This window comes from Paenibacillus sp. AR247 (assembly GCF_002968895.1).
GTDB classification, from domain to species: domain Bacteria; phylum Bacillota; class Bacilli; order Paenibacillales; family Paenibacillaceae; genus Paenibacillus_AQ; species Paenibacillus_AQ favisporus.
Window position 1 is genome coordinate 30,447 of sequence record NZ_PCZT01000023.1, and the last position, 9,529, is coordinate 39,975.

The 9,529-nt window shown below is 51.5% G+C and carries 6 protein-coding genes and 3 pseudogenes; all 9 read left to right on the forward strand.

Translation table 11 applies throughout. The features are described from left to right. Positions 1-1,275: sensor histidine kinase (locus CPT76_RS29170; protein ID WP_105445370.1), on the forward strand; the 1,275-nt coding region annotated here is incomplete at its 5' end. Then, positions 1,268-2,788, forward strand: a complete 1,521-nt coding sequence (locus CPT76_RS29175; protein ID WP_105445571.1) for a response regulator transcription factor — start codon at positions 1,268-1,270, stop codon at positions 2,786-2,788. The genes CPT76_RS29170 and CPT76_RS29175, both read left to right, overlap by 8 nt. Before the next feature lie 388 nt (positions 2,789-3,176). Next, positions 3,177-4,627 (forward strand): annotated as a pseudogene (locus CPT76_RS29180) (ABC transporter substrate-binding protein). A 91-nt stretch (positions 4,628-4,718) separates the two neighbouring features. Further along, positions 4,719-5,648 carry an ABC transporter permease gene (locus tag CPT76_RS29185; protein ID WP_076172479.1) on the forward strand — a complete coding sequence of 310 codons (930 nt, stop codon included), beginning with the start codon at positions 4,719-4,721 and terminating at the stop codon, positions 5,646-5,648. A 27-nt stretch (positions 5,649-5,675) separates the two neighbouring features. Next, on the forward strand, positions 5,676-6,596 hold the full coding sequence (locus CPT76_RS29190; RefSeq protein ID WP_076172477.1) for a carbohydrate ABC transporter permease: 921 nt from the start codon (positions 5,676-5,678) through the stop codon (positions 6,594-6,596). A 102-nt stretch (positions 6,597-6,698) separates the two neighbouring features. Then, positions 6,699-7,700 (forward strand): annotated as a pseudogene (locus tag CPT76_RS29195) (glycoside hydrolase family 3 protein); the annotation flags it as partial. A gap of 135 nt (positions 7,701-7,835) precedes the next feature. Further along, positions 7,836-8,315 (forward strand): single-stranded DNA-binding protein, encoded by a 480-nt coding sequence (gene ssb / locus CPT76_RS37960; protein ID WP_145162262.1) that lies wholly within the window; start codon positions 7,836-7,838, stop codon positions 8,313-8,315. Positions 8,316-8,336: 21 nt separating this feature from the next. Further along, positions 8,337-8,609, forward strand: a complete 273-nt coding sequence (gene rpsR, locus CPT76_RS29200) for a 30S ribosomal protein S18 (RefSeq protein WP_076172485.1) — start codon at positions 8,337-8,339, stop codon at positions 8,607-8,609. Between the two features lie 325 nt (positions 8,610-8,934). Then, positions 8,935-9,529, forward strand: a pseudogene (locus CPT76_RS37965) (two-component sensor histidine kinase); the annotation flags it as partial.

The following is a 9,529-nucleotide window of genomic DNA, read 5'->3' on the forward strand; positions in this document are numbered from 1 at the left end:
GCAGCGGACCAGTGGGCGCCGGAGCTATACGCCATACGGGTACCGATCAATAACCGTCAGCTCAAAAATGCGGGACAGTTTCTCGTTTATTTAGATTCGGGCGGTATCACCGATGCGCTGACCAGCTATAAGGACAGCTTCAAAGGGGATATCGCGGTGCTTTCGGCGGACGGCAAGGTTTTGTATGATTCGGAAGGGAAATATTATGGGAAGACCTATCCGTATATGGATGTGACCGACTCGCTGTATGACGGTGGAAATACCCGCCCGGCTGAGGTCAGCAGCCGAATGTATATCAACAAGCTGACTTCCGCTGACAACGGATACGTCGTGATTGGTGCGGTTCCGAAAAAGGACGTGGAGGCCAGCTATTCGGGTATCCGGAAAACGATTATAACGATCAGTGGGATCTGTATATTGTTTGCGATCTTTTTCCCGGCCTTCTTTGTGATTAATTTCGCCAACCGGACGAATCGGATTATTAGGATTACGCGCAAGGTGAAAAACGGGGATTTGTCCGCACGGATCGATAACCCGGGAGAAGACGAGCTTGGCCAGATTTCCCGGAGCTTTAACGACATGCTGGACGAGCTGAACCTGTATATCGAGCGGGTGTACAAGGCCGAAATCAAACAGAAGCAGACGGAACTGGTGGCGCTGCAGGCGCGGATCAATCCACATTTTCTGTACAATACGCTTGAAGTGATTCGGATGCGGGCCATTTCCCAAGGGGCTAAAGATGTCGGGGAAATGATCTATAGCTTGTCCGTACTTTTCAAAAGCCTGGTGAAGCAGAAAAAGATCTACACGCTCAAGGATGAGCTGGAGGCATGCCGCTTGTATCTGGAGCTGTTCCGGATCCGTTATAAGGAGAAGTTCAGCTATACGATCGATTCAGACCCGGCGCTGCAGGGCAAATCGGTCATGAGGCTGTCGCTGCAGCCGCTGATCGAAAACTATATCGTTCACGGCATCCAGACCAATCGCGACGATAATCATCTGGACATTCGGGTGAAGGAAGAAAGCGATATGCTGGTGGCTGTGATTACGGATAATGGCAAAGGTATCACGCCTGAGCGCCTGGCTGAGATCCATGAAGAGCTCGGGAAGCCGGAGGAGTCCGGCGAAATGTTTGGGCTGCGCAGCGTGCACAGCCGGCTGCAGTTTTTGTACGGTCCGGCTTACGGGGTGGAAATTGACAGTCGGCCTGGAGTCGGTACGGTTGTCACCGTACGTTATCCTAACCGGGAAGGGACGGATGCTGAAGATGTATAAAGTGTTTATTGTGGACGATGAGCCGTTCATTATCGAAGGGCTGTACGATATTTTGGATTGGGCAGCGCTGGGGCTGGAGATCGTCGGGCACGCAGAGAATGGCCGCCAGGCGCTCGAGGTAATGGCGTCTACGCCCGTGGATGTACTGATTACGGATATTTCCATGCCGGTGATGGACGGCCTGAGTCTGATCGGCGAGGCTCGCAAAACCCGCAGCGACCTCAAGGTGATCATCCTAAGCGGATACAACGAGTTCGATTACTTGAAGCAGGGGATGAGGCTCGGTATCGAAAACTACTTGCTGAAGCCGATCAATGTGGAGGAGCTGGAATCGACTCTCCGCAATACCGTGTCCAAGCTGGACAGTACGAGGGCGAGCGGATTGTACAGCGCTTTTGATGTGCAAATTTTGAAGGACAATACGCTCTATCGCTGGATGAACGGGCAGATCGCCCCTCCGGAATTTATAGAAAGAGCCGATCTGCTCGGCGTGAACTTGGACCGGCCTTATATGGCCGTGGCGGTGCTTCGGACCGCAGCCGATGAGGCGTTGTTCGGGCAGGTTGACGATTTGCTGGAAGACAGCACGGAGCTGACGCTGTTCCGAGATGTGGATGGGGATACTGTCCTTATTGGAAGTCTGGAGAACCTACAGGAGGGGAAGGCTCGTCTGATGACAGCACTGGAGCAGCTGGAGGCTGATTTAGCGAGGCAGGGCTGCACGGTGCATATCGGTGTCGGCTCGGCGGTGAGCCTGCCTGAAGAGGCTTCTGTCAGCTACAAGGAGGCCAAGCAGTCGCTGGAGTATTTTATGGTATTTCCGGATCGGCGGATCATCGACTACACCAGCCTGGAGGAGAATAGCGGCGGCCCGGAGCGGCATATCGCCATCGCTTGGGACGAATACGCCAAGCTGATTCTGGCGAGGGACGAGGCCGGGCTGAGTCGAAAAATCCAAGACGACTTTGAGCAGATGCAGAAGGCGGGACATATCCGCCCGGAGGATCTGCTGAACGCGGCCCTGGAACTGGTGATTCGCTTCAAAATGGAGCTTGAGCAGATCAAGCATACGGATGAGTCGGATATATTCAAGAACGGCTTAGGCAGGGTTCGGGACAGTTCCTCGCTGCAGGATCTCATTACTGCACTGCAGGAAGTGGCTGGAGCTGCGGTCCAGTCGCTGCTTCAGGATATGAAGAACCCCGTCGTGAATCAGGTGCTGGTCCATATTCACAATCATTATGCGGACGAACTGTCGCTGAAGACACTGGGGGCACAGTATCATATTCATCCGGTGTATCTGGGACAGCTGTTTCATAAGGAAACCGGGGAAACGTTCGCCGAATACATCAACAAGTTCAGGATCGAAAAGGCGAAGCAGCAGCTGAAGAACACGAACCTCAAGGTGCAGGAGATTGCACGGAACGTAGGCTACTGGGAGACCGGATATTTTTATAAACAGTTCAGGAAATATGTCGGGATCTCGCCGACGGATTACAAGGGGCTGGGTTGACCGGCTGGAGACACCCTGAATCAGATGAGACTAAACACCTACCATCTCATCCGGTTTTAGGGTTTTTTTGTGACGTTTGATGCAGAAAAAACCGAATGAAAATGAAAGAAAAACAATAAAAGTAAGCGTTTCACTGAAAAAATGACAAATTTATACAAAAAGTAAACCTTTTCTTTAATTTGTACACGGTTTTATTTAGTTTATCTTCTTTTTGTAACGGCTTACATCCGTTAAGGTTATCTTAGTTAAACAAACCGAGCCGGAAACAATAAAAGAAAAAGCCGGTTTGGCCGCTTGGTGGGCAGACAGCTAGACAACATTGACTGCAACACAAAAAGGGAGGAACACACATGAGCAAGGGTAGAAAAGCTTCTCGTTCGCACTGGCCATGTTGACGGCCTTCGCGCTTGTACTCAGCGCGTGCGTGGGGGCAACAAAGACGCGGAAAGCAGTGGTTCCGGATCTTCGGGAAGCTCCGAGAAACCGGTAAACCTGATCTGGTACACGATCGGCACGCCGCAAAAAGACGTTGACAAGGTTATGACCGAGGTCAGCAAGTATACGCAGGAGAAAATTAATGCAACCGTCACCATGAAAATGATCGACTGGGGCGACTACCAGCAAAAAATGCAGGTAAACGTAGCTTCCGGCGAACCGATGGACATCATGTTCACATCCGCAGGCGGATTCGATTACGTACAGAACGCAAGAAAAGGCGCGTTCATGGAACTCGACGATCTGCTTGATAAATATGGACAAGGTATCAAAGATACCATCGATCCTGCTTTCCTGGAAGGCTCCAAAGTCGATGGACACAACTACGGCATTCCGGCCAACAAAGAGCTTCCACAGCAAGAAGTATGGCGCTTCAACCAAAACCTGGTGGACAAGTACAAACTGGATACCTCCAATGTACGTTCCCTGGATAGCATTGAGCCGCTGTTGAAAGCGATTAAGGAAAAAGAACCGAACGTAACACCGTTCGCGATGGACAAGAACTACGTTCCTTATGTTCCTTATGACTACATCATTCAGAATCTGCCAATGGCTGTGAAGCTGGATACGACTGATTACAAAATCGTCGACATCCTCGAAACTCCAGAAATGAAGCAGGCGCTGACAACGATGCACAAATATTATCAAGCCGGCTATGTGGCTCCGGAAGCAGCAACAACAGGCTCCACTAGCGATCTGATGACTTCCGGCAACTGGTTCATGGACCGTGCGCAAACCCAGCCACTGGCTGACAATACTTGGTCTGCAAGCTATGGCTATCCGGTTAAATCGACACCGGCAAGTGATGCCATTATCACAAATACTTCGGTTCAAGGTTCGATCATGGCGATTTCCGCGAACTCCGAACATCCGGAGAAAGCAATGGAATTCCTGAACCTGCTGAATACGGATCCGGTTCTTCGCAACATGGTGGATTCCGGTATCGAAGGAACGCACTACAAGAAGGTTGACGACAAGCACATTGAAAACCTTCCAGAGGGCAAAAACTACGACATGCCGTCGTACTCCCTCGGCAACAACATGCTGCTCTACTTGAACCCGAATGACCCGGATGACAAGTGGGAGCAATTCAAGAAATTTAACGCTGAAGGTAAAGATTCTCCAATCCTGAGCTTCAACTTCGACAGCACGAAAGTAGCAACCGAAATGGCAGCTGTACAAAACGTGAAGGAACAGTTCTGGGCATCCCTGATGACTGGTACCGTTGATCCGGAAACCTACCTGCCAAAAGCGATTGCGGCCTTCAAGCAAGCCGGCCTGGACAAGGTCATCGCTGAAGCTCAAACTCAGCTTGACGCCTGGAAAGCTGCAAACAACAAGTAATGTAGAAAAAAATTCAGAAAGGATCGGGCGGGTGACTTAGCGCCCGGTCCTTTTTCAATGTATAACCAATCAATCATGGGAGGGAAACAGAATGGCCGCATTTTTCAAAAACCTCATTAGAAACAAAGTCATGCTGTTTATGGTGCTGCCCGGTGCCATTTGGTTTTTCTTCTTTTCCTACCTGCCGCTGGTGGGTACGATCGTGGCATTCAAGCAATACCGTTTCAACCGGGAAGGCTTCTGGGCCAGTATCAGCAAGAGTGAGTGGGTAGGCTGGGACAACTTCAAATTCCTGTTCAGCACCAATGATGCCTACACGATTACGCGTAACACGTTATTGTACAACCTGGCTTTTATTATCCTTGGATTGATCCTGTCCGTAGCCATGGCAGTTCTGCTCTCCGAGCTGGTCGGCAAAACGATGGCGAAAATTTATCAGACCGGGATGTTCCTTCCTTACTTCCTGTCCTGGGTCATCGTCGGATACTTTGCATTCAGCTTCCTGAGCATGGACCGCGGGATGATCAACCAAATCCTCGGCTGGTTCGGCGCCGAGCCGGTTCAGTGGTATTCCGATCCAAAATATTGGCCGTATATCCTTGTCTTTGTCAGTCTTTGGAAATCCGTCGGTTACAACAGCGTCGTGTATCTCGCCTCCATCATGGGCATCGACAAATCCCTGTATGAAGCAGCCATGATCGACGGGGCCAGCAAGTGGCAGCAAATCAAGAACATTACGATTCCGATGCTCTCGCCGATCATCATTATCATGACGCTGCTCGCAGTGGGCCGGATCTTCTACGCCGACTTCGGTCTGTTCTACCAGGTTCCAAGAGACTCGGGTACGCTGTACTCCGTAACCAACGTTATCGATACGTATGTATACCGCGGTCTGAAAACAACTGGCGAAATCGGTATGAGTACCGCTGCAGGCCTGTATCAATCGGTTGTCGGCTTTGTACTCGTTATCGTGTCAAACTTTGTCGTCCGCAAAATCGACAAGGACAGCGCATTATTCTAAATCATTTTTTGAAGGGAGTGTCAGGTTATGGCGGAGGTCATACAAAGAAAAAAACGGGATTTTCATCATGTTTCGCGCGGCGCGAACGCTGTTCTTCATACGATTGCGGCGATCTTTTCCTTCTTGTGCGTATTTCCTTTTCTGTTCGTCGTCATTATCTCGTTAACCGATGAAAAAACGCTGGCAACGGACGGCTACCGTCTGATCCCGGCCAAATGGAGCTTCGAGGCTTACAAATTCGTATTTCAAAGCGGCGACACGCTGCTCCGTTCCTATGGCGTGACGATCCTCGTTACCGTCGTGGGTACGCTCGTCAGCTTGATCCTGATCTCGCTGTACGCATACGCGATTTCACGGAAAAGCTTCCGCTACCGCAGATTTTTCTCCGTATTCGCGATTCTTACCATGCTGTTTAACGGCGGGATGATTCCGACGTATATGGTTGTGTCGCAGTTGCTCGGATTGAAAGATACGCTGTGGGCGCTGATTTTGCCGCTCGCGATGAACGCTTTTTATATCATGATTCTGCGTACGTTCTATAGCACCAGCGTACCGGAGGCGATTATCGAATCGGGCCGGATCGACGGCGCGGGCGATTTCTACATTTTCCTCCGCATCGTGCTGCCGTTGTCTTTGCCAGGTCTGGCGACGATCGGACTGTTCAGTACGCTAGGGTATTGGAATGACTGGTTTAATGCCTTGCTCTATATCGACAATCCGAACCTGGTGCCGCTGCAATCGATGCTGATGCGGATCGAATCCAGCATTCAGTTCATTCAGCAAAACTCGGCCAACAGCTCGCTCAGCATGGCTGCCCTGCAGTCCATTCCGCAGGATACGTCCCGTATGGCGATGGTCGTGCTCGCTACGCTACCAATTATTTTTGCATATCCGTTCTTCCAACGTTATTTTGTACAAGGACTTACCGTGGGTGCCGTCAAAGAATAATAAACAACATCACTTTAGGGAGACAGGAGAGAAGTCGAGATGTTGATTTACAAAGACAAGACGAAACCAGCTGTGGAGAGGGCCCGGCATTTGCTAGGTCTGATGACTTTGGAAGAAAAGGTCGGCCAGCTCGTGCAGCCGTTCGGCTGGCAAACCTATGAACATAGAGATGGGAAAATTGAATTAACGGAATCTTTTAAGCAGCAAGTCCAAAATGGCGGTGTCGGTTCCCTGTACGGGGTGCTGCGTGCCGATCCGTGGACCGGCGTCACGCTGGAGAACGGCCTGTCCGCCAAGGAAGGTGCGGAGGCGGTTAACGAAATTCAGCGTTATGCCATTGAGAATTCCCGGCTCGGCATTCCGATCCTGATCGGGGAGGAGTGCTCGCACGGGCATATGGCGATCGACGGCACGGTGTATCCGGTGCCGCTGCTGCTCGGGAGCACGTGGAACGTCGACCTGTACCGCGAGATGTGCCGCGCCGTCGCCGCGGAGACGCGGGCGCAGGGCGGGGCGGTGACGTACTCGCCGGTGCTGGACGTCGTGCGCGATCCCCGCTGGGGGCGCACGGAGGAGTGCTTCGCCGAAGACCCTTACCTGATCGGCGAATTTGCCGCCGCATCGGTCCAGGGGCTTCAGGGCGATGCTTTGGACAGCGACGCGAGCGTTGCCGCGACGCTGAAGCATTTTGTCGGATACGGCAGCTCCGAAGGTGGACGCAACGCCGGCCCGGTGCATATGGGCTGGCGCGAGCTGCTTGAGGTGGACCTGTATCCGTTCAAGAAAGCAGTGGAAGCCGGCGCTGTGTCCATCATGCCGGCGTATAACGAAATTGACGGGGTGCCGTGCACGGTCAACACGGAACTGCTGGAGGACGTCCTCCGCAAGCAGTGGGGGTTCGACGGCATGGTCATCACCGACTGTGGGGCCATCGACATGCTGGCCGCGGGTCATGATGTGGCGGAAGACGGCATGGACGCCGCCGTTCAGGCCATCAAAGCGGGCATCGACATGGAGATGTCCGGCGAAATGTTCGGCCGGTATCTGCTGGAGGCGGTCAGCCAGGGCAAGCTTGGCATTGGTGTCCTGGACCGGGCGGTGCTGCGGGTGCTGGTACTCAAGTTCAAGCTGGGCCTGTTCGACCGGCCATATGTGGATCCGGAGCGGGCTGGGCAGGTCATTGGCCAAAGCGAGCATGTGCAGCTGGCACATGAAATTCGCTCAAAGGAGGGGACTCGATTGTTGAACCGTGTTATTTTGATCGGCCGGTTGACCCGGGATCCGGAACTGCGCTATACACCTTCAGGGGTAGCCGTAACGCAGTTTACGCTCGCTGTAGATCGCCCGTTTACGGCGCAAGGCGGAGAGCGTGAGGCGGACTTTATTCCGGTGGTCACATGGAGACAGCTTGCTGAGACCTGCGCCAATTATCTGCGCAAAGGCCGTCTGACGGCTGTAGAAGGGCGCATCCAGGTACGGAATTACGAGAATAACGAAGGTAAACGTGTATACGTCACCGAAGTCATTGCCGATAACGTACGTTTCCTGGAATCCAACCGTGAAGGCGGTGGAGGCGGAAGCACCCCGCGTGAGGAGCCTTCCTACGATGGAGGCGGCGGACGTGGCGGTAACAGCTACTCGCGGAACAATTCCAATCAGGATCCTTTTTCCGATGACGGAAAACCGATTGATATTTCGGATGATGATTTGCCATTTTAATAAGGAAAGGACTGAAACAGCATGGCTTTTAAACAAAGAGAAGGCGGAGACAACGATAAAAGACCGGCTCGCCGCGGCGGCCGTAATAAACGTCGTAAAGTGTGCTTCTTCACTGTGAACAAAATTACTCACATTGACTATAAAGATACCGATCTGCTGAAGAAATTTATCAGCGAACGCGGTAAAATTTTGCCTCGCCGTGTAACCGGCACTAGCGCAAAATACCAACGCATGTTGACGATTGCGATCAAACGCTCCCGTCAAATCGCATTGCTGCCATACACTACAGAGTAATCTGTATCATGGCGAGCGAGAAAGCCAGTACCTTGGACATCCCAGGTGCTGGCTTTTTTGCTGTGATGAACAAGTTCAAAATTATTCCATTTGTCTTACGGGAAACGAAAAAGTTATCATAGTGTTATTGCTGCATCAAGCAGTGGCGGTAAGGTTGTAAGCGTACCCGTAGAAAGGGCAGGGCACAGCTTTCCATTTCCCGGGCAATTTCATGATAGTGAAGTTCCGGCTGGATTGATTCGCAAACAGGCTTCGTAAACAACGTGTTCCTTAACGATCAACGAGGGTATGATATAATGGGAAAACGGCGAAAAGGGGGATTACCATGGGACTGGGCAGAATCTACAGGAATTATTTTAAAAATAACATGTTCATGAGGATTCTGCTGATTTTCACGATCATTGCCATTCTGACAATCGTGATTCTGTCCTATCTGATGTTCTCTTCCCTATCCCAATCGATCGTGGAGAAGGAACTCAACAACCAGAAGGCTGCGATGGAAAATGTCAGCCGGTATTTGGATCAGCGTTACCAGTCGGTAGAGAATATTGCCAGGGATATGTACCGGAACGAAATGCTGTTCTCGAACATTTCCTTTTTGATGGAGCATCCTTATTCGCAATATGTCCAGCATCGGATGGATCAGTTTTACAACGAAACGAACAATGACTCGACGGACCCGCTGCTGTATTTCCAGCAGGTGATGGACGAAAACGGAGATATCCGCAACATCATGCTGTACAGTTCAGAGAAGCAGTTTCTGTCTGTGTTCAAGCCAAACAAGCAGTATAAGCAGCTGACCACCGATATGACCCACTCCTATATTCCGGACGTTATGGCGATGGATTATAAAGGCATCACCGCTCCGAATTACTGGATCCGGAAGGCAGCGGACCAGTGGGCGCCGGAGCTATACGCCA

Excerpts from the sequence above, each read along its gene's own strand:
- CPT76_RS29175 (WP_105445571.1), top strand. The coding sequence starts at position 1,268 with ATGTATAAAGTGTTTATTGTGGACGATGAGCCGTTCATTATCGAAGGG.
- CPT76_RS29185 (WP_076172479.1), top strand. The coding sequence starts at position 4,719 with ATGGCCGCATTTTTCAAAAACCTCATTAGAAACAAAGTCATGCTGTTT.
- CPT76_RS29190 (WP_076172477.1), top strand. The coding sequence starts at position 5,676 with ATGGCGGAGGTCATACAAAGAAAAAAACGGGATTTTCATCATGTTTCG.
- rpsR (WP_076172485.1), top strand. The coding sequence starts at position 8,337 with ATGGCTTTTAAACAAAGAGAAGGCGGAGACAACGATAAAAGACCGGCT.